Annotated in this window: 27 protein-coding genes; 8 read left to right on the top strand and 19 right to left on the bottom strand. The window is 42.3% G+C overall.

The window, feature by feature from the left end; all coding sequences use genetic code 11:
* The first annotated feature begins 108 nt into the window (after positions 1–108).
* Positions 109–483, top strand: coding sequence for a hypothetical protein (locus tag ACFGVS_RS26760; RefSeq protein WP_439696299.1), 375 nt, complete (start codon positions 109–111; stop codon positions 481–483).
* 55 nt (positions 484–538) lie between these two features.
* Here ACFGVS_RS26760 and ACFGVS_RS26755 read toward each other — a convergent pair whose 3' ends face one another.
* Positions 539–1,519 carry a GlxA family transcriptional regulator gene (locus tag ACFGVS_RS26755; RefSeq protein WP_439696298.1) on the bottom strand — a complete coding sequence of 327 codons (981 nt, stop codon included), beginning with the start codon at positions 1,517–1,519 and terminating at the stop codon, positions 539–541.
* A gap of 141 nt (positions 1,520–1,660) precedes the next feature.
* Between ACFGVS_RS26755 and ACFGVS_RS26750 the strand changes: the two genes are divergently transcribed.
* The 4 genes from ACFGVS_RS26750 (at position 1,661) to ACFGVS_RS26735 (ending at position 6,079) form a co-directional block, all read left to right on the top strand.
* Positions 1,661–2,152, top strand: coding sequence for an SRPBCC family protein (locus ACFGVS_RS26750; RefSeq protein WP_439696297.1), 492 nt, complete (start codon positions 1,661–1,663; stop codon positions 2,150–2,152).
* A 30-nt stretch (positions 2,153–2,182) separates the two neighbouring features.
* A complete protein-coding gene (locus ACFGVS_RS26745) occupies positions 2,183–2,641 on the top strand; it encodes an SRPBCC family protein (RefSeq protein ID WP_439696296.1) in 459 nt (152 codons plus the stop codon).
* Between the two features lie 890 nt (positions 2,642–3,531).
* Positions 3,532–4,866 (top strand): sensor histidine kinase, encoded by a 1,335-nt coding sequence (locus ACFGVS_RS26740; protein ID WP_439696295.1) that lies wholly within the window; start codon positions 3,532–3,534, stop codon positions 4,864–4,866.
* A gap of 169 nt (positions 4,867–5,035) precedes the next feature.
* Entirely contained in the window at positions 5,036–6,079 is a 1,044-nt protein-coding gene (locus ACFGVS_RS26735; RefSeq protein WP_439696294.1) for an NAD(P)-dependent alcohol dehydrogenase, read from the top strand.
* Positions 6,080–6,260: 181 nt separating this feature from the next.
* Here ACFGVS_RS26735 and ACFGVS_RS26730 read toward each other — a convergent pair whose 3' ends face one another.
* From ACFGVS_RS26730 to ACFGVS_RS26715, 4 genes are all read right to left on the bottom strand, one after another.
* Positions 6,261–6,803 carry a heme NO-binding domain-containing protein gene (locus tag ACFGVS_RS26730; RefSeq protein WP_090653175.1) on the bottom strand — a complete coding sequence of 181 codons (543 nt, stop codon included), beginning with the start codon at positions 6,801–6,803 and terminating at the stop codon, positions 6,261–6,263.
* Between the two features lie 191 nt (positions 6,804–6,994).
* Complete coding sequence (locus ACFGVS_RS26725) at positions 6,995–8,011, bottom strand: hypothetical protein (RefSeq protein WP_439696293.1); 1,017 nt, start codon at positions 8,009–8,011, stop codon at positions 6,995–6,997.
* Between the two features lie 231 nt (positions 8,012–8,242).
* Positions 8,243–9,412, bottom strand: coding sequence for a YXWGXW repeat-containing protein (locus ACFGVS_RS26720; RefSeq protein ID WP_439696292.1), 1,170 nt, complete (start codon positions 9,410–9,412; stop codon positions 8,243–8,245).
* Between the two features lie 70 nt (positions 9,413–9,482).
* A complete protein-coding gene (locus tag ACFGVS_RS26715; protein ID WP_439696291.1) occupies positions 9,483–9,668 on the bottom strand; it encodes a hypothetical protein in 186 nt (61 codons plus the stop codon).
* A 505-nt stretch (positions 9,669–10,173) separates the two neighbouring features.
* On the opposite strand from ACFGVS_RS26715, the gene ACFGVS_RS26710 reads away from it, so the two are divergent.
* Together ACFGVS_RS26710 and ACFGVS_RS26705 are read left to right on the top strand one after the other, a co-directional pair.
* A complete protein-coding gene (locus ACFGVS_RS26710; RefSeq protein ID WP_439696290.1) occupies positions 10,174–10,857 on the top strand; it encodes a hypothetical protein in 684 nt (227 codons plus the stop codon).
* A 100-nt stretch (positions 10,858–10,957) separates the two neighbouring features.
* Positions 10,958–11,896 (top strand): DUF5996 family protein, encoded by a 939-nt coding sequence (locus tag ACFGVS_RS26705; RefSeq protein WP_439696289.1) that lies wholly within the window; start codon positions 10,958–10,960, stop codon positions 11,894–11,896.
* An 81-nt stretch (positions 11,897–11,977) separates the two neighbouring features.
* Here the strand turns inward: ACFGVS_RS26705 and ACFGVS_RS26700 are convergent, their stop codons facing one another.
* The 4 genes from ACFGVS_RS26700 to ACFGVS_RS26685 all read right to left on the bottom strand — a co-directional run bounded on the left by ACFGVS_RS26700 (position 11,978) and on the right by ACFGVS_RS26685 (position 14,732).
* The gene (locus ACFGVS_RS26700) at positions 11,978–12,358 is read right to left on the bottom strand and encodes a YybH family protein (RefSeq protein ID WP_439696288.1); all 381 of its coding nucleotides are present in this window, start codon (positions 12,356–12,358) and stop codon (positions 11,978–11,980) included.
* A 32-nt stretch (positions 12,359–12,390) separates the two neighbouring features.
* Positions 12,391–13,158: an isocitrate lyase/PEP mutase family protein gene (locus ACFGVS_RS26695; protein ID WP_439696287.1), complete on the bottom strand. Its 768-nt coding sequence runs from the start codon at positions 13,156–13,158 to the stop codon at positions 12,391–12,393.
* A gap of 80 nt (positions 13,159–13,238) precedes the next feature.
* Positions 13,239–14,051, bottom strand: coding sequence for a DUF6597 domain-containing transcriptional factor (locus ACFGVS_RS26690; protein ID WP_439696286.1), 813 nt, complete (start codon positions 14,049–14,051; stop codon positions 13,239–13,241).
* A gap of 210 nt (positions 14,052–14,261) precedes the next feature.
* Positions 14,262–14,732, bottom strand: a complete 471-nt coding sequence (locus tag ACFGVS_RS26685; protein ID WP_439696285.1) for a YybH family protein — start codon at positions 14,730–14,732, stop codon at positions 14,262–14,264.
* A gap of 141 nt (positions 14,733–14,873) precedes the next feature.
* Here ACFGVS_RS26685 and ACFGVS_RS26680 point away from each other — a divergent pair, with 141 nt between their 5' ends.
* The gene (locus ACFGVS_RS26680) at positions 14,874–15,128 is read left to right on the top strand and encodes a hypothetical protein (RefSeq protein WP_439696284.1); all 255 of its coding nucleotides are present in this window, start codon (positions 14,874–14,876) and stop codon (positions 15,126–15,128) included.
* Between the two features lie 169 nt (positions 15,129–15,297).
* Here ACFGVS_RS26680 and ACFGVS_RS26675 read toward each other — a convergent pair whose 3' ends face one another.
* The 10 genes from ACFGVS_RS26675 to ACFGVS_RS26630 all read right to left on the bottom strand — a co-directional run bounded on the left by ACFGVS_RS26675 (position 15,298) and on the right by ACFGVS_RS26630 (position 24,008).
* The gene (locus ACFGVS_RS26675) at positions 15,298–15,951 is read right to left on the bottom strand and encodes a glycerol acyltransferase (RefSeq protein WP_090653163.1); all 654 of its coding nucleotides are present in this window, start codon (positions 15,949–15,951) and stop codon (positions 15,298–15,300) included.
* Positions 15,948–16,769, bottom strand: a complete 822-nt coding sequence (locus tag ACFGVS_RS26670) for an alpha/beta fold hydrolase (RefSeq protein WP_439696283.1) — start codon at positions 16,767–16,769, stop codon at positions 15,948–15,950. Before ACFGVS_RS26670 ends, ACFGVS_RS26675 begins: the two co-directional genes overlap by 4 nt.
* Before the next feature lie 4 nt (positions 16,770–16,773).
* Positions 16,774–17,175 carry a holo-ACP synthase gene (locus ACFGVS_RS26665; RefSeq protein ID WP_255369952.1) on the bottom strand — a complete coding sequence of 134 codons (402 nt, stop codon included), beginning with the start codon at positions 17,173–17,175 and terminating at the stop codon, positions 16,774–16,776.
* Positions 17,165–17,977: an enoyl-ACP reductase FabI gene (locus tag ACFGVS_RS26660; RefSeq protein ID WP_439696282.1), complete on the bottom strand. Its 813-nt coding sequence runs from the start codon at positions 17,975–17,977 to the stop codon at positions 17,165–17,167. The genes ACFGVS_RS26665 and ACFGVS_RS26660 overlap by 11 nt, the downstream gene beginning before the upstream one ends.
* Positions 17,974–19,320: a beta-ketoacyl-[acyl-carrier-protein] synthase family protein gene (locus ACFGVS_RS26655; protein WP_439696281.1), complete on the bottom strand. Its 1,347-nt coding sequence runs from the start codon at positions 19,318–19,320 to the stop codon at positions 17,974–17,976. The genes ACFGVS_RS26660 and ACFGVS_RS26655 overlap by 4 nt, the downstream gene beginning before the upstream one ends.
* Position 19,321: 1 nt before the next feature.
* Positions 19,322–19,582 (bottom strand): acyl carrier protein, encoded by a 261-nt coding sequence (locus ACFGVS_RS26650; RefSeq protein WP_090653159.1) that lies wholly within the window; start codon positions 19,580–19,582, stop codon positions 19,322–19,324.
* A 17-nt stretch (positions 19,583–19,599) separates the two neighbouring features.
* Complete coding sequence (locus ACFGVS_RS26645; protein ID WP_255369950.1) at positions 19,600–20,175, bottom strand: hypothetical protein; 576 nt, start codon at positions 20,173–20,175, stop codon at positions 19,600–19,602.
* Positions 20,159–20,881 carry an SDR family oxidoreductase gene (locus ACFGVS_RS26640; protein WP_439696280.1) on the bottom strand — a complete coding sequence of 241 codons (723 nt, stop codon included), beginning with the start codon at positions 20,879–20,881 and terminating at the stop codon, positions 20,159–20,161. The genes ACFGVS_RS26645 and ACFGVS_RS26640 overlap by 17 nt, the downstream gene beginning before the upstream one ends.
* 478 nt (positions 20,882–21,359) lie before the next feature.
* On the bottom strand, positions 21,360–22,841 hold the full coding sequence (locus tag ACFGVS_RS26635; RefSeq protein WP_090653157.1) for a tetratricopeptide repeat protein: 1,482 nt from the start codon (positions 22,839–22,841) through the stop codon (positions 21,360–21,362).
* Positions 22,842–23,060: 219 nt separating this feature from the next.
* Complete coding sequence (locus tag ACFGVS_RS26630) at positions 23,061–24,008, bottom strand: LysR family transcriptional regulator (protein ID WP_274209502.1); 948 nt, start codon at positions 24,006–24,008, stop codon at positions 23,061–23,063.
* Between the last annotated feature and the right edge of the window lie 47 nt (positions 24,009–24,055).

The raw sequence follows: 24,055 nt of genomic DNA, 5'->3' as shown, positions 1-24,055 counted from the left end.
GGTAAATTCATTAAATGATAATGGCCAATTTGTTGTTTAGAATGTTTGTTAAGCTTACCCAAGCGGGTTACTTAATTATCTCTCCCGGTATTAAGATCAAATACTTTTATGGAAGAGCGAAAAACGGCAGCTGTTGTGTTAGGCATTATTGCTTTAATTGTTATTTTCTTTACCGTGATGCTGCCCGCGATTAATGATAACAGTACGCAAACCCTCGCCTTCAAAAACTGCGCCGTACATTTTAAATATAACAGTCGCGAACCAGGCCCGGATCTGTACCGGGCGTCACAAAATAAATTAGCGCATTGTTTATGTAAAAGCTATCAGCAAAACCCGGATACAGCCGTAGGCAACCATATCATCAAAATTTACCTGGAATATGGCAACCATTACGGCGCCGATAGTGTTCGCAGATATAAAAATATTGACAGCATTATTAAGCACAGGAACGATGTATTAGATACGCTTGTTCTTGTAGATTAGCGTCGGTAGTTTAAGTCCCCCTAAAACCCCTTTTACGCCAAACAATCACAATATCCTACACCCCAACCCCTTCCCTGTTATACTTCGCCCTATAATCTAACGGCGACAGGCCTGTAATTTTTTTAAACACTTCCCTGAAGGCTTTATCATCGGCATAGCCAACTTCATTCATTACTTCAAAAATACTTTTGCGGCCTTTTTCCAGGGTGCTTTTGGCTACTTCTACCTTTACACGCTGCAGGTACTCTACCGGGGTATTGCCCGTGGCCTTAATAAAGCGCCTGTCGAAATTCCGGCGGCTGATGGCCAGTTTAGCGGCTAATCCTTCGAAGGAAATTTTTTCGCGCAAGTTTTCTTCTATAAAAGATTGGGCTTTGCCAATCAGTTCATCTCCATGATTTTTCTGTGTCTGAAAAATATTAAAGGGCGATTGCGATGTCCGGTCCATATCAATCTGGAATACTTTGGAGCAGTATATAGCTGTTTGCCTGTCAAAATATTTTTCGACCAGGAAAAGCACCAGGTTCAAAAAGGAGTAAGCACCACCATTGGTGTAAATGCCCTGCCCAACCGTAAGCAGTTTATCGGTATGCAGGTCGACGTTGGGGAACAGGCGCTTAAAAGCAGTTGCCGCATTCCAATGGGTGGAGCAGGTTTTGCCATCGAGCAGGCCTGTAGCAGCCAACAAAAAAGCGCCGGTGCAAATACTGGCTATTTCGGCTCCCCGTTCATATTGTTCGCCAATCCAGCTGATGAGGCCGGCGTTCTCCTTAAGTACCCGGTCGTACTCGTGTGAAACGGAGGGAATGATAAGCAAATCCGTTTTTTGTATCTCTTCAATACTTACCGGAAAAATGGAAAAGAAGCCGCCATCCAATTTCAATTCTGTTTCAAAACCGGCTATGCGCACTTCCATCATAGGCCGGCGCCCCAGTTGCTGCCAATAGCCATTGGCGCGGTTAAGGATTTGAAAAGTACCCACTACGCTGGCCAGGTTGGCATACCCTTTGGGAACTATGATGATCACTTGCTTCATGACATTTATTTTGAATAAAGATAGCTAACCTTCCCGTCCAAATCAACCCGTCACAATGTCCATATTACACCCTGCGTTTACAATATCAGGGCGTTAAATTTGCTATATTCAATTCCAAATCAAATCAATAACCTATTAAAAATGACAACAGCAGATTTTTCAACCACCCTGTTGGTTGACCAAAGCCCCGAGGAAGCATTTAATGCCATCAACAACGTTCGCGGATGGTGGTCGGAAGAAATTGAAGGCGATACCAGCAAACTGAATGATGAGTTTAATTACCATTTTGAAGACATTCATACCTGCAAAATAAAACTGGTAGAAGTTATTCCCAACCAAAAAGTAGTTTGGCTGGTGCTGGATAACTATTTTAAATTTACACGGGATAAAACCGAATGGACAGGCACAAAAATTAGTTTCGGGATTTCGGAACAAGATGGTAAAACCAAAATCGTTTTCACCCATCATGGCCTGGTGCCCGAATATGAGTGTTTCGAAATTTGCCGGGGCGCGTGGACAAATTATATCCAGAACAGCCTGGCCAGCCTGATTGCTACAGGTAAAGGATTGCCTAACGCAGCCGGTACCGCACGAACAGAAGACGAAGAGAAACTCATGGCCGAAAAAAAATAAGCCGGCAAACCACATTATCTTCAATACACCATGAACAATTATCAAAAAAGCATCACCGTAAACAAATCAGCCGATGAAGTTTACGCCGCCATTACCCGGCATATTGCCGATTGGTGGAGCGATGACCTAAACGGCACCACCGCCCGCACCGGCGACCAATATGATATTGCCTTTGGAAAAACCAAAAAAACCTTCAGTATCATTGAAGCAGTGCCCAATAACCGTGTAGTATGGCGGTGCGACAAAGCACATATAGATATGGCTGCCCTAACAAACAAGGCAGAATGGGTAGGCACCAAACTGATATGGACCATAAGCGCCGATAACCAGGGCACAACCCTGAATTTTTTACACGAGGGCTTAAACCCAGGTTTTGAATGCTATAACGTATGCGAGGCTGGCTGGGATTATTTTATAGATAGCCTGCATGCTTTTTTAACCACCGGAAGCGGGACCCCGTACCGCAAACAACAGGTAGTATCAAATTGACGCTGTCCAAAACCAAACGGTCACGCTGTGGGTTAGCGGCGCTATTAAAAAACGCGCAGGCAACTGTTTTGTAGTTATTTGGCCTTATTAAAAATAAAGAATAATTTTATAATATAAAGCGCGGTCGCTTTGTGAAACCATCGTATGTATTCGGAAGAAGTAAAAAAGCGGAGGAGTGTGCGGTTCCTTCCTTGGGGAAGGAGGAGGTAGGGGTTAAATCAAGCGTTTAGTTACACGCTCGATAATTACGCGGCGCCCCCCCCTCCCATTGAGCTACTGTGTATACACATCTTTTGGAAACGTACCAATAATAAAAAAAATGTCATTTCGAGCGAACCGGGGAGGGCTTGGGTGTTGGCGTGAGGAGAAATCCTATACGTCATGCTTGCAAATTTGCATGGTTGAATGCATAACGTATAGGATTTCTCCTCGTACCTCGTTCGAAATGACATTTTCTTTTGTTTTAAAGATGTGTACATACGGTAGCCAAAGGAAAGGGAATTAAAAATCTTCTAAATACATGAAGAAACCATCAATATTAAAACCATGAAAACAACCTTATTTTGCCTGTTCTTTTTTATAACCTTTCATTTTCATGATGCCCAGGCATATCGGCCAATGAGGGACTTAAGCTTGCATCGGCCGAAAACAATGTCGAGTACATCCGGATGATTACATGATGCCGGAACAAACTGATAACACTGCCCGCATAAGGCAAAAAGACTGACTACGAGCCAATCCTCCAAAACATTAAATCAATTTTCCTTATTATTTCAAACCAGCTTTCAACTAAAACAAGTAAATTGGGATGCCGATAGGGTAACAGCCTTTCGTATGTTCAACCTTTGGCATGTTAATTCCGTTTAACTGTAAAGTTTGATTACTATAAGGTGAATGTTCTGTGGAATAAATTAATTGGCGATAAACCCGACTTCGCTTTAGAAGGGCGTATCTTCCATTCTGTTTGTATTATTGTAATGTTTGGGCTTGGGCTCAACATCCCTTTCAATTATATGATTGGGCTGCCCAAACTGGCCGGGCTTATGTTTGTGGTATTGCTGGTTGTAGCTGTGGCCTACTATATATCCCGTTTTCATAAAATGCTCAGCCTGGCAATTGTGGCGTTCCAGGTTATTAACAACCTGATGCTAATAGCCAATTATTACGACAATTCGGGCCTTAATGGCCCTACCCTGGCTATATTCCTGCTATCGTTTATTATAGCAGTATCAATCATCCCGCAAAAACAATACGCTATATGGCTGCCATTAAACATATCGGTAATGCTTTTGCTCATATACTGGGAAGCGACTCACCCCGACTGGATCAGGGATACCTATCCTAACAAAACTAATCGCTTTACGGATTTTGCGTACAGCTACATTATTATAGCCGCGCTTATTTTTTTTATCATTGCTTTTATCCGGAGTGCTTACCACCAGGAACGCCGACGGGCCGAGCATGAAGCTACAGAACTGGCTGCAAGCAACGAAACCAAGAACAAATTACTATCTATCCTGGCACATGACCTTAAGGAACCCTTAGCTTCGGTACAGGGTTTCCTGGAATTACTTACCTATTATAAACTGGACGAAACAGAAAGGCGGAACATTGAGAATGAATTGCTAAACCGTACCCGGGATACCTCGCAAATGCTGGGTAACGTGCTTTCCTGGACAAAAAGCCAGATGGGAGGTGTACAGGTGCAGTTGATGCCTTTGCAGTTATTGCGTGCACTGGATGGTACTTTACAGTTATTAAAAAGTATTTCGGCCGAGAAGCAGATTGAGCTACAGTATGATATAGACGAGGCCATTTGGGTTACTGCCGATGCCGACATGCTGCAGCTGGTAGTCAGAAACGTAGTAATGAACGCCATTAAATTTACCTTCCCGGGCGGTAAGGTTACTATAAGCGCCACTACAAGCGATGGCAAATGCACTATCGCGATAGCCGACAATGGCATCGGGATCCCGGCCGAAAAACAGGCTAAATTATTTTCGATAAGCGAACAGGTTACTTATGGCACAGGTAAAGAAAAAGGGGCCGGCCTTGGCCTGGTGCTTTGCAAAAACTTTGTAGAACTACAGGGGGGCAACATTTGGTTCAAGAGCGAACCAGGGCTGGGCAGTACCTTTTTTATCTGCCTTAATTATAGCCCGCAGGCAACAATCACCTATAATTCTCCCGGGCCCATGGTGCAGTCTGCCGCAAAACCCATTTAGGCAGGAGCCCCCCGCATAGGATGTATCAACAGTTAACCTGGCATACTTTTTAATCGTAGCTGCAATCTTCGGTAGTTACTATGCGAGTGGCTGTTAAAAAAATTTTAGTCCAAAAACATATTTATTGGTAAGTACGTTGCATTTTTGTAACACACAAAAACATCAATCCATGACATCAGTAAAAGCCTATGCAGCGCAGGGAGCAGCAACGCCCCTGGCTCCGTTTTCAATTGACAGGCGCGAACCCGCAGCCGACGATGTTGAAATTAAAATTTTATATTGTGGCGTTTGCCATTCAGATATCCATACGGCCCGTAACGAATGGGGAGGCACCATTTACCCTGCCGTGCCTGGCCACGAAATTGTGGGCAAAGTTACTCGCGTTGGCGCTAACGTAACCCGGTTTAAAATTGGCGATACCGTTGGCGTGGGCTGCTTTGTAGATTCATGCATGCATTGCGCCAATTGCAAAAACGACCTGGAGCAATACTGCCAAAACGGCCATACCCAAACCTACAACTCGCTTAGCCAGGATAAAAAAACCATCACGATGGGTGGCTACTCAAGCCATATTGTGGTTACACAACACTTTGTGCTATCGGTATCCGACAAATTACCGCTCGAAAAAGTAGCGCCTTTGTTGTGTGCCGGTATCACCACCTATTCGCCGTTACGCCATTGGGGAGTAAAAGCCGGTGACAAGGTTGCCGTAGTTGGTTTAGGAGGCCTGGGCCACATGGCTGTTAAACTTGCAGCATCAATGGGTGCCGAGGTGACGATGCTAAGCCGATCAAAAAGTAAAGAAAAAGATGCTGCCGAATTGGGTGCGCACCACTTTAAACTAACAACTGATAAAGATACCATGGCCGAACTGGCCAACAGCTTCAATTTTATTATTGATACGGTTTCGGCTGCACATGATTATAACGAATACCTGAACTTGTTAACCACCGATGGCGTGATGGTTTTATTGGGTGCGCCGCCACAGCCTACACCAGTAGCTGCTTTCCCGTTCATTATGGGACGCAGAAGTTTGGTTGGATCATTAGTGGGCGGCATAAAAGAAACCCAGGAAATGCTGGATTACTGCGCCGAGCATAACATTACATCGGATGTTGAAGTGATTAGCATTGATAAAATTAACGAAGCTTACGAACGTACCCTTGCCGGAGACGTGCATTACAGGTTTGTAATTGACATGGCCACGTTGTAAAGCTTAAGGCGAAAAGCCAAAGGCTAAAAGCAAAAAGTAGATCTAAAAAAACAGGTTCTCTTTTTACAGGAGAACCTGTTTTTTTAAGCTTGGGTGTAATATTTCTTCGTTACGTAACACATTATAATTTCGTGTACTAGCTGTGAATCAGCTTTAAGCTTTCGGCTTTAAGCTTCCTCCCCTACCAGCTTACCCGGAAAATTTCATGATCGTCGCCGTTATCCCTATCGGCTAAAAGCGAAACCTGTGCAGGTGTGCCGTACATTTTACCCAGGCCCAGTAATAAGCCTTTTACAAATGATTTAAGGCCAATCCGTTTTGAAAAATAATGTACAGAGATGCTATTTTCTTCAATATCTGTAACCTGGAATTCCGGCGGGGTGAGCTTAGGATATATCAGCATAATGCGGTTATGGAACATCGGCAAATTAATTAAAAAAGCTTTCAGATGCTCGCCGCCGGCTTCCATCAAATCTCCGTATTTTTCTTTCCCGGTTTTCAGTATCCACCACTCGCCAAAGGCCTCCAGCACGTCGGCAACAGGCATATCCATCTCGTCGCCCACCGCGTTGGCCAGGCTATAGGTCAGGTCATCGTCATAGGGTTCGCTGCTGATGAAAAAATCTATATCAAGCTTCGTGCGCAGTTTTACCGCTTCCCACTTATCCTCTCCAAAGTTTGCCACTACTAAGTCTTCTATCGCTTTGTTAACTATTCCGTACATGGTTAAAAGTTTAAGTTTAGACTAAAAAATGCCATGCCCCGCGATATTATCCGGTCTCGTCAGAGGATCTGCATTTGTGTTATCGTTTTTCTTAGTATTAAAGAAACTACGGGTTGCCGAATGACATTTTTAACGCAGGCAACCTGCTATAAGTTACTATATATGACCACAATAAACAAGATTAATAACATTTATATCAAATTTACTATTTCATTAATTACAGCATCCAGTTTTTTTGCACTCTGTAGCAAATGTGATAATACAGCCGGATCGGCCTCATCTTCAGATTTATTCATCTCCAACAAGTTTATCAGGCCTAAAATATTGGCCAATGGTGCCCTTATCAGGTGGGTTTGGTCGAACGCAACTTTTGCCAAAACCATGCTTTTATGCCGGTTATCGTGCTTTACCTCTTCTTTTTCGGTAACATCCCTGCCATAAACATTAATATAGTTGTGGTCGGCAATGTAACGGCAAACAAAAGAGTATATCTTGTTTTCATAAGCCGCCTCAAACGGGGTATCAAAAGATGTTTGAATCCTGACGATAAGCTTCCAGAATTCTTCGCGGCAGTACCTATTTCCCTCGAAATTAAAATAAGCGATATGATCTGCTGCAGGGTTACTCATTAAAACACGACCATCTGTTGCAATCCTAAACAATGGATCGGGGTTTTGTAAAGCAAAAAGCGCTATATCACGAATTTCATCTGTTGCCTTTTTCAACTCGCTTTTTTTGCGGTGAAGGGTGATAAGTAATTGCTTTAAATCGTCGTTTACAATATCTTTGGTTTTAAGTACATGCAAAAGGTCAATTAACGGATCGTGAAAGGCAAAATCATGCAGGGTAAGCTTGTGCTGTTTTACTTCTGTCATGTTATCAAACCAGGGCGAACCGATAAAAAGTAACTGGTTTGAGTTTTGCAGCAGTTCAAATTGCCCTCTCAATATATCATTAAATGCGTTATTCACTTCAACTACTACCAGTTGCTTGCAAACCCCACACAGCGATACAAATGTTGCCGGTACATTGGCTGGGCGTTTTAAGCTAAAGTGATCAAAAAATAAGCGCTCGGGAGGCCGTTCAAAAATCTTTTTTAAACTGTTACCACATGATTGTATGGTAAGGTCTTGGTTAATTAAAATATAAAATGGGAATAACTGGTTAAATTGATCTTCATTAAAAGAAAATATCGGATCGACACTCATTTTATATTTAGTAAAATCAATCAATGGCTTAGTATTTGGCAGTTTTTACACTAATTATTAACGCTGCATCTTACTACGTAAAATGCTGGCAGCCTGTTTCATAGCATCAGTTTATTTTTTGAACATTATCCGTAAATTAAAAACAATGGTGAAAACAGGCCCTAAACAAAAAAGAGCCCGTTATCATTTCTGATACAGGCTCTTTTTTGTTACCTAATATTAGGCTATAGTTTAGCCGTGGCGCTGGCGGCTAATTTGCCTGCCGGCACGGTTTTGCTGGCGGTAAACCTGCCTGAATTGTTGGCGGTTTAAGCTCCCCCCGCTGGCCTGGCGGTCGGCGCGGATAGTACGGTTAATATTTTGCTGCCGGTTTTCGGCACTGGCGGCTTCACCGGCATTCATCTGTCCGTTACGAATACCCTGTGCTATCCTTTGCTGCTGATTGGCTCTTCTGTCGCCTATGGGGTTATCGCCATAGTGGGCATTGCTATTGTTGTGTTTATCAGCATAGATAGAATTACTTATCCTGTTTTGCTGCCGGTTTACCTGGCTTTTTTCCTGGTTGGTTAAATGTCCATCGTTATTAGCCCTATCGGCGCGCACCTCTTTGTTCAGGTTAGCTTCGCGGTTTTCCAGTTTTTTGGTTTCGCCGGCAGTTAGTTTACCAGATGATACGCCATTGGCAATACGGCCCTGCTGATCAAAATGGCGACCGCCTACCCTGTTCATGGCCACGGTACCCGGTACGCCGTGGTTTGTTGAGGCAAACTGGCTGCGGTCATGGCTGGCAGTTCGTTCATGGTCCAACTGGTTTGATGTTGGCTGTACATGGCGCTCGTTCATGGCGCTACGTTCCTGCTCGTTTGGCCTGGCATTAACCCCGCCCTGGCCGTTAAAGCTGGTGCGGTTTATAGTAGTATTATTAATAACCGTATTGTTTACGTAAGTATTATGCACAATGGTGGTGTTTACGTTTGCCACCGCGGTATTGTACCTGAATACGTTGCCGGCCCAGATACCGCCGCCAAAACCTGCACCGCCATAACCGTAGCCGTAGTTAATACCGCCATAAAAACCAACATGAGGGCCCCAATAACCCGCGTGAAAACCGTACACCCCACCCTCAAAGCCCCAATAGGCCGGTGTCCACAGCAACCCAAAATGCGGTGGCCTAACCCAAACGCCGGGCACCCAGTAATAGCCATCAGGATCGGCGTATGCCCAATATCCCGGTGTCCATATATAACCATCGCCGGGGCAAACCGGCTGTGTATAAACCGGTAGTGCCGGAGGCGCAATATGTGCAGATATACTGATGCCTACACTCACCTGTGCATTAACCTGCGGGGCTGCAGCTGCCAGGCCCGCAATTAAAACCATGTTTCTGAATATCCTTTTCATAAGTAATTTTTTACTGTTTTAATAGTGACAAAAAACAAAACATGTGGTTTAAAAGGTTTTTAAAGGTTCATTATTTCTTCATCATAATGGAGGCGTTATGGAACATCCCTCCCCGGGAACCGGACCAATCTATGGTGAACTTGGCAAACCATTCCTTGTTTGTATCTCCCGCCCGCGCAATCCTGACGATATCAACAGCCGCGATAATTTGTATGGAAGATTGAGTGTGGTGTTTTTTATGATCTATTTTAATCATTAAAAACATCTTTAATATTACAATTTACCAGGTATTAAAAGCAGTGTATTTTTTCGGCGAATACCTGAACATAAGTACCTATAGATAATACTTAATTGATAAACTGTACCTTCTTTTCAGCTAGCACCAAAGATGTTTTTTTGAGCAATAATGATGCAGGGAATACTGATCGGCCAGGTTGATATTTTCAATATCTTGTAATATTTGGCCGATGTTGCAATCAAATAACAAAGTTTATTTATTGATGTCCGATTCAAGTTTCAGGTTCAAAAACCTCTTTTTGCCCTATTTGATTTTAAATGCAAGTTTTATCGGTCTTTTTACTTTTTCCCATTGGTTGCTGTGCATTTACCTGCGTTGGTTTACACCTACGGGATCAATGATCATCTATGGCTTACCACTTATAACTTGCCAGTGGCCCGTGCTTATATTTATTATGCCGCGTCTGCATTTTCTAAAGCTTGAGCCTGATAGAGGCCGTGGAAATCCTACCGGATTTTATTTTTTGCTTGCCATCTTTGGCTTATGTGTACCAACCATATTTGCTCAAAAGTATTTGATTGTCCGTACAGATAGGCTAACCGAACTACAATCGGTCGCCCAGGTAGCCCAAAAGCCCTTAACCCGGTATTACAAAATGAAAGATTTTTATGTATGTAAAAAACAGGCGACTGTTTACAGTACCCATTTTATAAGCGGCGATCATAAGGAAAATTTCGGCGTCGAGATATATTTTGCTTGCCCTGCGTATGCCACCCCAAAAAATACCATAACTAATAACCTCGGCCTTGTAAAGGCCAACATCGTAGTTCTTAAACCAACAGCCTGGTTGGGTATAAAATATCAGGAGCTTGTAAAAAACCAGGTGCATGAAAGCAACAATGTCGAGATAGATCGTTTTACAGATGACGTATATCTCCGGTTCAGTACCAAAAACTTACAAGAGTTTAATTACCTGGAACGGATGGACAACAGCGGCCTTTACCAGGCTTATCTTGCCGCAATCAACACTTCCAGTAATATCCAACTCGATAAGGCACTGATTTTCGAAGCCCGTGGTAAGGGCTTTGAGCCTGGATCAAGAGCAGGTCTTTATTTGCTTTTTTGCCTTATATCATTCCTTGTTACCCAGGCTGCCTGGCTGGTAATGGTTTATAAGGCAGATTTAGCGGAAGAATATAGAACATAGCGAAATGAAGGCTGTTGGCAAAATCCAAGGCGTAGATTTACAGTAATTATATCTCAAAACATAAATCTTCCCCCATTGTTCCCTAAAAAACTCGTAGCAAATGAACAATCACACTACCCCCGCCTGGCCCGTTTTAGATTATCACGATCTGAAAGAAACTATAGCTACCGTACACATGTACACCCAGGTAGTTGGTAAAATAAGGCTGCAGCAAATGCCCTGGATCAACCATTCATGGCAGGTTACTTTGTATGTAAGCCCTACGGGGTTAACTACCGGCAGCATGCCATATGCCGGTGGTGTTTTCCAGATCGACCTTGATTTCATCAGTCACCAGGTACAGGTAACTACCAGCCAAGGGGCAAAGCTCGATTTTGCCATAGGCGGTAAAACGGTAGCCGAATTTTATACGGATTTGATAAATACCCTTCAACAGGCCGGAGTAAATGTAACTATATACGCTGTACCCAACGAGGTTGACCCAGCCATACCTTTTGCCCAAAACCATGCACCCTGCGGTTACGATGCCGCTGTAATGCACAACTTTTGGCAGGCCCTGGTACGCATCCATAATGTATTTACCGATTTTCGGGCCGGTTTCCAGGGCAAAAACAGCCCGGTACATTTTTTCTGGGGCGGTTTTGATTTGGCTGTTACCCGTTTTTCGGGCAGGCCGGCGCCCCTGCACCAGGGTGCTATGCCTAATATGCCCAAAGCGGTAATGCAGGAGGCTTATTCACAAGAAGTAAGTTCATGCGGTTTTTGGGCTGGTTCGGATGCTTTCCCGCATCCTACATTTTATTCGTATTGTTACCCTACCCCGGACGATTTTGGCACACAGCAGGTAGCACCACCCGAAGCATTTTACAGCACCGAAATGGGCGAATTTCTGCTCACCTATGAATCGGTGCAACGGGCTGCAAACCCCGAAGCTGTTTTGCTTGAGTTTATGCAATCTACCTATGATGCCGCTGCAACAACCGGCAATTGGGACAAAAACCTGCAATGCGACTTATCAGCACTGAAGAACCGGCTTTAACATGTTGCCAGGCAGCCATAAAATAAACCGGCCCTGCTCCGTAAGGAGACAGGGCCGGTTAAAGCATGTATGGGCTGGTTTTTAAGCTACCAGGTTAGCTTCGGCACCAAAGGCCTGGTCGATGATTATTTTCCAGGTACCATCGGTTTGCTGCTGCATCACTTCGATGCCTTTGGCAGCCACTTTTACTTCGTCGCCCTCGGTAATGCTCCATTCAGAGCGACCCAGGGCTATATTTCCTGTTTGAAGGCAATACACGGTTTTAATCTCCATTTTTCCTTTGATGGATAAAATAGCTTTTATCGAATCTTCAAACTGTTGCCTGCCCGATACCGGCTTGTTTGGTTCGGGTACAATAATGCCGGTTACATCGTACATACTCATTACGGTGGCTACATCGCCAGTATTAAAAGCAGCGGCCAGTGTTGCATGGGCATCTTCGGCCCTTTTTGGTAAGTTCATGGTTTATTAAATTTATGGGTGAATTGAAATTGTTAAAGAATTGACAGGAAGTTTTTATCGCTGATGACCGCGGCTGCAAGCCGGCTAACATTATCATAGGCCTTATTAAAAAGAAACGGCCCCATGCTAACGCGTTTTACACCCAGCGAAGCCAGCGCTTCAAAATCGGGCAGTGCAGGCATGCACATTACATTAACAGGCAAGCCGGTAGCATTTACAACCGCTTTAATATCGTCATTATGGGTAATACAGGGCACAAAAACTCCGCTGGCCCCCGCGTTTTCATATTTTTTTACGCGTATAAGTGTTTCGGGCAGCGCCGATGGCAGGCCCAGCAGGAAACCATCTGTGCGGATGTTTAAAAACAGCTTTAAGTTGTTCCTGCTGATGTGGTTTGCCACGGTCGACAGCGTCTTTTGAAATTCATCTACAGGCTGCAGATACCGACTGGCACCGGCAATAGTATCCTCCAGGTTTATGCCAACTACGCCTGCATCATGCAATTTATCAATGTTGGCAATAATACCCTCGATGGTGCGGCTGTAACCGCCTTCCATATCTACCGAAAATGGGATGTCAACCACTTCAACAACCCGTTTGGCCAGTTGTAGCAGCACTTCAAAGGGCAGGTTCTCGCCGTCCTGGTAACCCATTGCATTTGATAGCGCCTGGCTGGAAACACCAATAGCCTGGTAACCATTGGCCTCAAAAATTTGTGCACTCTTTACATCCCAAATATTTCCTAAAATAAGCGGAGTTGGGTTTTGGTGCAGTTGCGAAAATGTTTCGAAATTATTCATGTTGTACCTTTGTTTTAATTGTTGAAACAAAGGTATGGCGGCTGCAAATGTCGAAATTGTACAAACCGGAACGGTTTAAATTATTGCTGTAAAAGCTGGTTAACCGGGGTTATATTTTGCAGGTAGGCCGAGGGTGTAAAGCCTGTAAAAGATTTAAAATCGCGGATAAAATGCGATTGGTCAAAATACCCGCTATCATAAGCGACGGCGGTAAAAGGCTGCTCATTTTTGGTGATGAGCTTGAGGCTATGCTGAAACCGGATGATTTTATTAAACGATGATGGCGACAAACCGGTGTGCCGGTAAATTAATTTGTGCAGGTAACGCGGAGTAATACCATATTTTGAGGCAATATTACCCAGGTTATTTTCGGCGGGCTCTTTTTTTATGCTCGATAAAATGTGCGCCACCCTGTCAATTCCTGGTGCTCTTTTTTCGCTGTCCATCAGCCGTTTTACCAGGAAATTTTCTATCAGTGTTATTCTTTTTAGCTGGTCTGTAGTTTCCAGTAACCGGGCGTGCAGTATTTTGCCCGGACTGCCAATAACATCTGTAAAATCGGTTATCCGGTCGTTAAACGCGCCCATTTCATCGTTGAAAAAATAGGCCGCCGAATGTGTAAAAAACTTAATGCCCAGCATAGTATGCCGCCCCTTGGACCGGATGGCCAGGGGTTTTGTAATTTGTCCCCATAGCTCAATGGGCGGCGTTTTCAGAAATTCGTGATCAACCAGCGATTCCCAGGTACCACTACCCAGGTTAAAGATAACTTCCATATCGCCGCTCGGAAATACGGTATCCTCAAATTCCGCGTCCGAATCTGATTCAAAAATATAATAATGCCTTACATAAGGCTTTAAAATATCCGATGGAAAAAAGTGTTTAAATTCCATAATGAGCCCCCTCTAAATAGCATAGCTTTCATGAGCACCAAAAACAATCAAACTGCGAATAATCTCCCCCGGCAGGGGAGACTTAATTTCGAGATAGATAAATTCAGAATCGACCATTAGCTCAATTCTATTAAAGTGTAATAGTTATTTTGAAAGTTTTACTGATGTGAATTTACGGTTCTTCTGTAACATCATTCCTAATTTATTGCATTATTTATGGCGGTCGCTGCTGAATGAATCGCGAAACATTTTCCAGCCTGCGGGTGTCTTCTTCCACAACACCAGGAATTTACCTTCGTCAAACAGCTTATTATTCACATCGTACGATTTCCAAAGTCCTACTTCGGTGACATAATGCTCACCGTCGCCAAATACATCAAGGGTAATAAATTTTCCGTTCCGCAGTCCTATTTTGTCATAAGCTATCTTAAAAAACTTAAGCGGTGCATCGGCTCCCTTCATGGCCGGAGCATTTGGCGGCATTATCCAGCAATCTTTTGCATACCGGTTGATAAATATAGCCGGATCGTTTTTAACAAAAGACTGGAAGTAAACGCGGTTACTTTCCGCTATCGCTTTTTTAGCTTCGGCCAGATCTTGGTTTTTACTTTTTTGCTGGGCATTGCCGGTATAAAATACCGATGATAAGGCCAGGCTAATAATAAGGGTGATTTTAAACATAACAACAATATTTGATTGATGATACAAAGCTATTGTTGCCGATGGTGACAAAATTGTACAAACCGGAACTGTTTCTTTGTATTTACTATCGTATCTGATAGCCTGCCTTATAGGTTTGGTTTTTATAAAAATATTTGATTTATGAGCGTATTGGGAAACACGAAAAACGAGCAGGAAGAGAAGGTACTATTGGCTTTTTTGGATAGCCTGCGTTATAGCTACCAGGCCAATGTTCACAAAAGTGCGGATGAGCTCAACTGCGCATTTATTGATGAATATAATACCGAGCTTGAACACGCCGACGCTGCAGTTGAAGCCGGAAGTTTTGTTAGCCATGATGATGTGGAGCAACTTTTCAAAATCATGCATTCGAGCCGAAGGCCGTTTACACGGTAATAGCTGCCGGCCCACAATTACCCGCAAGTTCGCGTTAGTGATAGCGCGGATACCGGCCTGCGCCTAAGGCCGGTTGTGGGCACAGCACCGGGGGCGCAGTATGAGCAGGTAGCACGGCCACCACTTCTACCGGTGGTGGAAACGCCCGGCATAATGCGGTTGTATCCTGTTAATTTTCTTCGTCAGTAAAACGTATATTTTGCTTAATTGATTGAAGGTGGTGTTGGTTAACCTGTTGTTTCAATGTATCGAAGTCGAAGTTGTGATTTGTACCACAATCAAGCATATTGAAATATACCGAGGGACTTAAACTTTCAAAGTATTCGATAATATTGCTGGTCCAGATGATTTGGCAGTTCCCCTTAATTAACGGGATTATTTCGGCAATACCCTCCTGGAACTTAATCGACCGGATATGGCAGCTTTCCAGGTTACCCTGCGGAAAAAACAGCAACAGGTTACCCGGTTCGGCCAATTGTTCGGCAGCATATGCAAAACTTTCCCTGATAGATACTTTACCCGGCTCAACAGAAAAACTACCGCAATACCTGAGCCAGCGGTTCTTTTGCATTTGTTTTTTTACCGACATGATGTATAAACGCTTCATCTGCCCCTGCTTTAAAATTACCTTCCAGGCTAAATAAAAACCTAAAAAACCATCCCCAAAGCCAAAGTGATTACATAATAAAATATAGGAATGGCCGGGCTTAATTTCAATTGGGTTAATAACCAGTTTATTTAAACGCGATTTTAAAACCCTTTCGACCAGGTACCCGGCCATTTTTAATAAAAAAAAAGGTAGTGGCTTTGATTTAATGATCATAACAACAGGCCTCCTAAAACCGCAGCAAAACGTTTATTAATTATTTCGTGGCTTTCATCCATATCTATTATTTCGGCGTTTTTTATCCGGGGTAAAAAGGCTTTTCCGATAGCAAGCGGATACTTTTTATCGCGCTTACCAAAAATAAAAATGCTCCTTATATCATAATCGTTAAGCGACTTGGTCAACTTTGCTTCATCGGTTATTAAAAACCGTAAATAAGTAAAGCATGCATACATGTTAAATCTTAACTCCTCTGTTTCAATTTCTTTTAACAAAATATTGTAGCCTTCGGCATCTATAAGGCCTACCCTTTTGCAGGTAACCAACAGGTTTACCATGGCGTTTTTACTTAAAACTATTTTTTCTAAAATTTTATTACCGGCCGCATTCCTGCTAAAAAAACTAACCATACGGCCCGGTTTAATAGACGATGGCGCCGCAACAATATATTCGTTAATCAAAAACGGAAGTTCTTCAACAACCGCTGTTGCATAATGCGACCCCATAGAATAACCTATTACCGAAAACCGGTCTATCTGCATTGTTTTGCAAAAGGAAACTATTAAATCAGCGAGTTGTTTTTTGGTAAGCCCGGTTTTTACAGCTGCTAAACTATTATCCTTCAATTTTGTTTCTTTATGAAAGAAAAGGTCAAATCCCCAAAAGGTATATTTATTACCGAGTTCGGGCTCTAATGCTAAAAACTGTTTGCCGTGCATACCAAAACCATGAAAACATAACATATGCGCTTTTCCCGTTCCAAATTTATAATAATGGAGATCTACTAAGTCGGTTTGATAGTAATGTGAGGTCAACGGCTTAAGCTATTTTATCAATTAAGGCCAAAGCCCAGGCATAGTCGCCATCGTGCGATATGGTAAGGCTTACCTGGTAACATTTAAGATTAGGTTGTAAAACCACATGCGGGCGACCGGAAGCTTTTGTCCTGATAATTTCTATTTTTTTCCAGCTTAAAGGTGCCGGGTCAATTTGCTTAACCGCCTTGTAAACAGCCTCTTTGGCTGCCCAGGTAGATGCGTAACGGAGAATTGGATCGCTAAAACTATCGCAGTAGTCAATCTCGGCAGCGGTATAAACTTTATTTTTAAACAAGTCGGTTAAAGAAGTTTTAAAATCGGCTAAGCATACCAGGTCGTTGCCCACTGCAAATCGCTGCAGGGCTGTTAATTCTTTCACCGACGATTCTATTTTATGCTCCATCTACGGGTATTGCCATTATATTAAAGCCGCCATCAACAAAATGAATATTTCCGGTTACCTTTTTTGAAAGATCCGAAAAGTAATACAATGCTGTATCGCCAACATCCCCGGCATCAATATTGCCTAACGGCGCCGTAATTTTTCCTAATTTCCTGATCTTACGGATCCCGCTTATTCCCCCTGCTGATGATGTCATGACCAAACCGGCAGAAATTGCGTTCACCCTCACCTGCTTGGTCCTGAAATAACTGGCAAGATATAATACAATGGTTTCAAGGGCTGCTTTGTTAATGGCCATACCCGCATATTCGGGGAACACCCTGCTTCCGGCATTGTAAGTAAGTGTTAGGATAGATGCATTTTTTTGCAGCAGGTTTTCGGCCACCCGCGCTATTCTTAACAGCGAATAGGCGCTGATATTGAAGGAATCCATCAGGTCTTCAAACGGGATATCGATATATGATGGTGCAGGCTCTTTACTACCTGGCAGGGAGGAACACATCACTTTTTGATTGCCAAAAGCTACGGCATGCAGTATATAGTCAATGGGGCCTAATTCCTGGTGTACAAAATTTAAAAACGTTGTAATTTGCTCTTCATTCCTTACATCCACCTGTTTGGCAAAACGGGTATCAATATTCAGCCTTTCCATCAGGTAAAGTACATCGTCCTTAGTATCCTCAACATAGCTAAGCGCAAGCCTGCAACCAGATTGATTTAGTTTTAAGGCAACATCATAAGCTATGGAGCTATCGTTCCTTACACCAAATATAACGGCAACTTTATTGTTGTTACTAATCATATGTTATGCTTCGATACTTTTAAAGCGCTGTTTGTACCGCCAAACCCGTAATTAAGGCAAACAATACTGTTAATTCCTTTTGAAAAGCTTTTTTGTGGAATAAGGTTCCGGTAAGCTTCCAAAGGTTTGGTTGGGCCGGTCCATTGGCTTGTTTTCTGGTAACTTTCCAGTTCGGGATTAAGTTGTACCGAATTTAAGCAAGGCAAAACTTTCTGCTCTTTAAGCATCAGCAAAGCCGTAATAAACTCAACTCCCCCCGCGGCGCCCAACATGTGCCCGAATTGCGATTTTGGCGCCGAAATATGATAGCCATCCTCACCTAAAACATCTACTACGCTTAACAGTTCAATGGCATCGCCTGCCGGTGTGGAAGTGCCATGTACCTTTACAACATCCGGCTTACCTTCCGACTCAGAAAGCAAACCTTTCCATAAGCGTTTCTGGCCGGCAAAGGATGGAAAAAACATATCACCATCGCCATCAGAGTTATTAAAATACTCATCAATTACACCTAATATCTCAGCACCCCTGGCTATAGCCTGTTCATATTCTTCAAGTGCTACTATCCCTGCGCCAAATGAGCATACAAACCCGTTCCTGTTTATGTCAAAAGGGCGGGAACTTTCTTCGGGGCTAAAGCCTTTGCTCAGCACCTGCATACCATCAAAACCAATAAAGGTTTCTAACGATGTACCTTCAACCCCGCCGGCAATAACCCTGTCCTGTAAACCAAATTTAATTAAACGGTACGCGTAACCTATATTACCAAGCCCGGTTGCACAGGCCGACCCGATAGCTTCACAAACGCCTTTATTTTTTATGAGTATAGATACATTGGCGGCTTCGCGAAAAACCATGGTACGGTCAACAGTGTGTCCTCCGCTTAGGCGTGTTTTTTTACCCAGTTCATAAAAATTATGCCAGGCGTTCCGTAAAATCACGTTACCGGCCCCACCAGAGCCTATAATCACACCGGTTTGCTCCGACTGGGTTTCTGCGTCCGACCATCCGGCCATTTTTATGGCATCTAAGGTGGCCAGCATCGCCCAGATACTTCCAACATCGGCAGTGGCTAAATTGGCAGGCGGTATCCTGTCCAAATTATCAACATAGGTTTCCGGGTAGTTTGCGGCTAATGATGAATAGATTACATCAATATTCATCTCCTGTTCTGTTATATAACCAGATACAGACGACCGGATATTTTTGCCATAGGCCAGGGCCTGGTCCCATGACCGGATCAGGCTTTGGTCTGCAAATATTTTCCGGCTAAAATCGTCCAGATTTTCACAGGCAGGGAAAGCTCCGCCCATTCCCACAACCGCTACTTTCCTGCCTTTCATATTAATCTTTTTCTTTTGACTTCAATATCAGATCAACAATATCTTTAACCTGCGACCCTAAATCATCAATGTCATCGTCTTCAAACTCAACATCAAACTTCTGCTCGGTTTTAGCCACAATATTTATCATCTCTGTTGATGGGGTGTTCAGATCTTTTATAAAATCAGTTTCTTCTGTTACGCCCACCAATTTATCCGGATTTATTGTTCTTACGGTTTTAAGTATCTCTACCAAACCATCAATAATTTCTTGTCTTTCCATTAATATTTTAATTGCTGTTAAATTAATTCTTTTTTAATTGATCTTCCTGTTATGTCATTAAATTCGGCAATAAGCGTAAAACCGGCCCCTATATCATATGCCAGCAAACGTTCTTCGGTAAAATCTTCAAAATGCTTATCCAGGTTAATGCCTGTGGGACATTTATAAATCCTTCCGTCGCAAACTATCTGCCTGAATTTATAAAATTTTATGTTCCCGATACTTATAAATGTGTCACCCTTTTCTAAATAACCTATAAAATTTACCTGGCCAATACTTAAAAACCTGGGCACGAATTTTTCGGATAACTCTACCGGAGTAGAGGCCAATTTCTGGCATTCTAAAAATACGCTGCATGAACCGGAAGTGGCCTGTGCAAATGCTTCTATCTGGTCAACCCCTCTAAAAATATTAAAATGGTCTTCCACATCCCGATCCTTCGGGGTGTAGCTTGCAACAATACCTACATTTGGCGAATGCCAGTGATAATTATCAATCAGCAACTTTGTTGGTCCGTGGTTAACCAGTACATCCTTCGGGTCCGAATCACATAAATTGTGTATCAGTACTCCCTGATCATAATAACCCGCCATTAATATGTATGTTAGTTCCGTTTATATAAGATGCTTTGTCTGAAACCAGGAAAGCCACTACTTCTGCCACTTCATTTACGCTGCCAAAGCGGTTAGCCGGTATAGCTGTAAGGAATTTTTGCTTTTCGGCTTCCGGGATCCGGTCAGTCATGTCTGTTTCAATAAAACCCGGCGAAATGCTGAGTATCCTTATTGCATGCTCTTGATTAAGCGCTGCCACTTCTTTGGCCAACGATTTTGAAAACGCTACCAAACCGGCTTTGGTGGCCGCATAAACAGCCTGGAACGCATTGCCCGTTTCGCCAACAACCGAACTTACATTGATAATTACACCTTGTTTTTTTAAAGTGAAAATTTTCATTGCTGCCTTACAGATCATGACAGGGGCTTTAAGGTTTACCTGCAGTATCCTGTCAATATCATTTTCGGGCTGGTAAATTAAAGATTTGTCTAACGTTATGCCCGCATTATTAATTACGGCTACCAAGGTATCCCCATGCTCTTTTTTTAAGCGGTTACAAAACTCATTAAGCTCCTGCCTATCGTTCAGATCGGCACAAAGTAAATGGCTTCCGGGCTCAATATGGGTAAAACTTTCTTTGCGGGTAGCATGTAATATTAAAGTATATTCTTTTGAAAGTATTTTTGATATTGCCAGGCCCAAACCCCTGCTTGCTCCGGTTATCAATATCTTTTTTTCAACCATTTGTTAAACGATTTTTTACGTATCAATTAAAAGTTATTTCGGCAGATGTATTTTCAATACTTGCATTACGTTAACCCATAGATGATTAAATTAACGTAACCTCAATTGTGGTTAGGAACAATAACTTACCAATACATTATTATACTCAACAGTGAATATGTATTTCAAATGTAAGTTTTAAATTGCAATTCTATAAACTGTTTGGCCCGATTTACCATTAAAATAATAAACTGTACTTCGATTTAAATAAGAGTCAGGAATCAAGAGTCAAGAATCAAGACAAATATTGCGAACTGGCTATTAGCAGGTTATATGCTAATACATACTATGTATTTATCTTTATTTCGATAATTTGAAAAGCTGATAAGCAAGCTCTTTTTACCTGGCTGCATTTAAAAAGCCTGTATACTAGTAGCTTTTATGATCGCACAGATTATCAATACTTTTCTTGATTCTTGTATCTTGATTCTTGATTCTATTATTGTTTTATCCTGTTCAGGCCTTCTTTTGCCTGGGTATCTATGCTGTTTTGATATTCATGGTTCTTCATCTGCAAGGCCTGGTTGTAATAGTCGGCAGCTTTTTTATAATCCTTTTTCTGTTCGTAAATAACACCGGAGAACAATGCCGAATTGGCGGCGTAATAATAGGTTTCTTTTTTGCCGATGTTAATTGCCTTTTGGTAGTTGGTTAAAGCATCGTTGAAAACATTCATACGGTCATAGGTACGTCCAAACCTGTAATAAAGCTCAATTTTATCCCTTATGTTTTTAAGATCGTTTACCTGTTTAGATTTTAATTGCGCTAAGGCATTGTTATAATAGCCGCCATCAAAATACAGCCTTGCTTTTAAAAGCTCCAGATCGGGTTTAACATCATTGGCTTCCTTTAAAGCCTGTTTGTCTTTTTCGTCGGTGGTGTAACCTTTGGTACGTGTCAGCTTTATATAATTATTATAGTTGTTTAAATCATTCCTTAAAAGATAATAGTAAGCCAGTTTTTGGTAGGAGTCTTTAATATAGTTGATCCCCCTGGTATCTTTTAAAAACTTTAATAAATAAATATTGGCATCGGTATCCATACGGCATAATTTTGCATTACCTAATAAATAACTTATTGCCGGCAAGGCGGGATACAGGTTTGATTTTGGTGCGTTTTGAAGGTAATTAATTGCCTCGTCATTATGCCCGGTTTTATAGGCAACATAGCCTTGCAAATAAGCCTTCAAAAGGCTTTTATCATTCATCCCATCTAACAGCTGTGCCAGGTGTGCATAGTTGTTCCGGCTGTGTAATACATCTATATCAGTAAAGCATATCAAAAAAACAGCCTCATCATTATAATAACTATAGGGCGAACCTGCTATCTGGGCCCTGAATTTTTCCAGCTGTTTATACCCGCTTGCGATATCGCCCCGAATGCCGAAAAAATTCGCTATTCCTCTTAAGTTAGATGGAATGGCTCCAAAGATCACATCCAGTAAAGCCAGGCTTTTTTGGTTGGGTAAAAAATCTTTGTATTTCTTGTTGTTTTCGTTCAGCAGATTTTTGGCCTTGTTTAAATCAAGGGTAGAGGCCGTAAAATCGCCAAATTTGGCTTTTAACATTCCCCATTGAAGGTAAATCTCGGCCTGGGCAAACAAATAATAAGGTGAATTTTCGTCGTTATCTTTTATGACATCAATCCTGTCCGATTTCAGGTCTTTTAATTTTTCGTATTCACTTTTATTTTCTGAAGTAAGCAGGTGCAAATAATCGGCGTAATTATCAAGCAAAACTGTAATGCCATTTTGCGGATTTCTTAGTTTTTCGTCCTGGATATACTTTTTAGCATCATTAAATTTTAACTCATATATGGCTTTATAAGCCGCTATTGAATTGTTATTGAATACAAAATTTGCCTGTACAGACAATTGAAAACCTAATAAGAACGATAGTAGTAAAACAGATTTATAAAACATTTTAAAAAGGTAACGACCAGCTTTTAGCTTTGTTTAACATGTCAGTATAGATTAGCTTCAAAGCTATAGGTTTAAATGCAGTTTTAAGCTTTGTTGTTTATTTTTTGTCTCCTGCCAGGTAGCTATCAATACAAATAGGTAAAGGAAAATATCATCAAATAGTTTTACAAAGGCATAGAAAAAAGAACGCTTAAAACCATACTCCAAACATAGCGGCAATTAAACCACTTCGGCCATATCTGCCAATACTTCTTCGGCCGGTTTCCCTATCAATCCGTTTATTGAAAAATGCATTTTCAGGCACTCCAAAAAGTTTTGGATGGCAGGTGTTTGCTTGATAGTTGCGGCATACCAGGTGCGTTGGGCAATGGTATGATGCAAGGGTTTTGTCACAATGTTGCGACCATTGAGGTATGGTTTAACAATCCAGTCGGCCATAACGCTGATGCCAAGGCCTGCGTTCACCATCTCGATAGTGGCATCAGTATAGTGAATGCGGTGCAACGTTTTGGGCTTTACCTGCTGCGCCTGGATGAGGGCTTCAATCACCGGCGTGTCCTGGTATGATGGATCATACAACGGTAAAATGAGTTCTTCGTCCTGGAAATCCGATACGCTGATAATGTCCTTTTTTGCCAGCGGATGATCGGTACAAATTACGGCCACAAGCTGATCTTCAAAGATCGGCTCGTATACAATTTTGGTATTTATCATCTGCGTACGCACTATGCCAATATCCAGTTCGCCGCGCATTAAATACTCCAGCGGGCGGCGTGTTGCATCCGATAAAATGTGGATATTGATATCAGGCCAGCGGTTTTTGTAATATTTGATGATGCCCGGCAACCAATGATAAGCCGTGTAACATTGCATGCTGATGGTAAGTTTCCCGGTCTTGCCGTTCTTGTAATTCTGGATGTCTTCTTCAAGCGAATTCAGCTCGGCCAGGATCTTTTCGGCGCTCCGCAGGAAGCGATACCCCTGCTCGCTAAGATGGAGTTTTTTACCCTGCCGGTGAAAAACTTCAATATCCATTTCGCGCTCCAATTCCTTCAATTGATGGCTCAGCGCCGACTGTGTTAAATGCAAAGTTGCGGCTGCTTTTGTAAGCGATCCTTCTTTAGAAATTGTATCAACCAAACGGAAATGATGCAGTGCAATATTCATATATTAGTTTTTCTAATGATTATGACAAAATTAATTCATTTTTCTAA

The sequence above is a fragment of the Mucilaginibacter sediminis genome (assembly GCF_051903035.1).
Lineage (GTDB): Bacteria > Bacteroidota > Bacteroidia > Sphingobacteriales > Sphingobacteriaceae > Mucilaginibacter.
The sequence above is the reverse complement of the archived record's forward strand: the minus strand, read 5'-3'. Positions and strand labels throughout refer to the sequence as shown.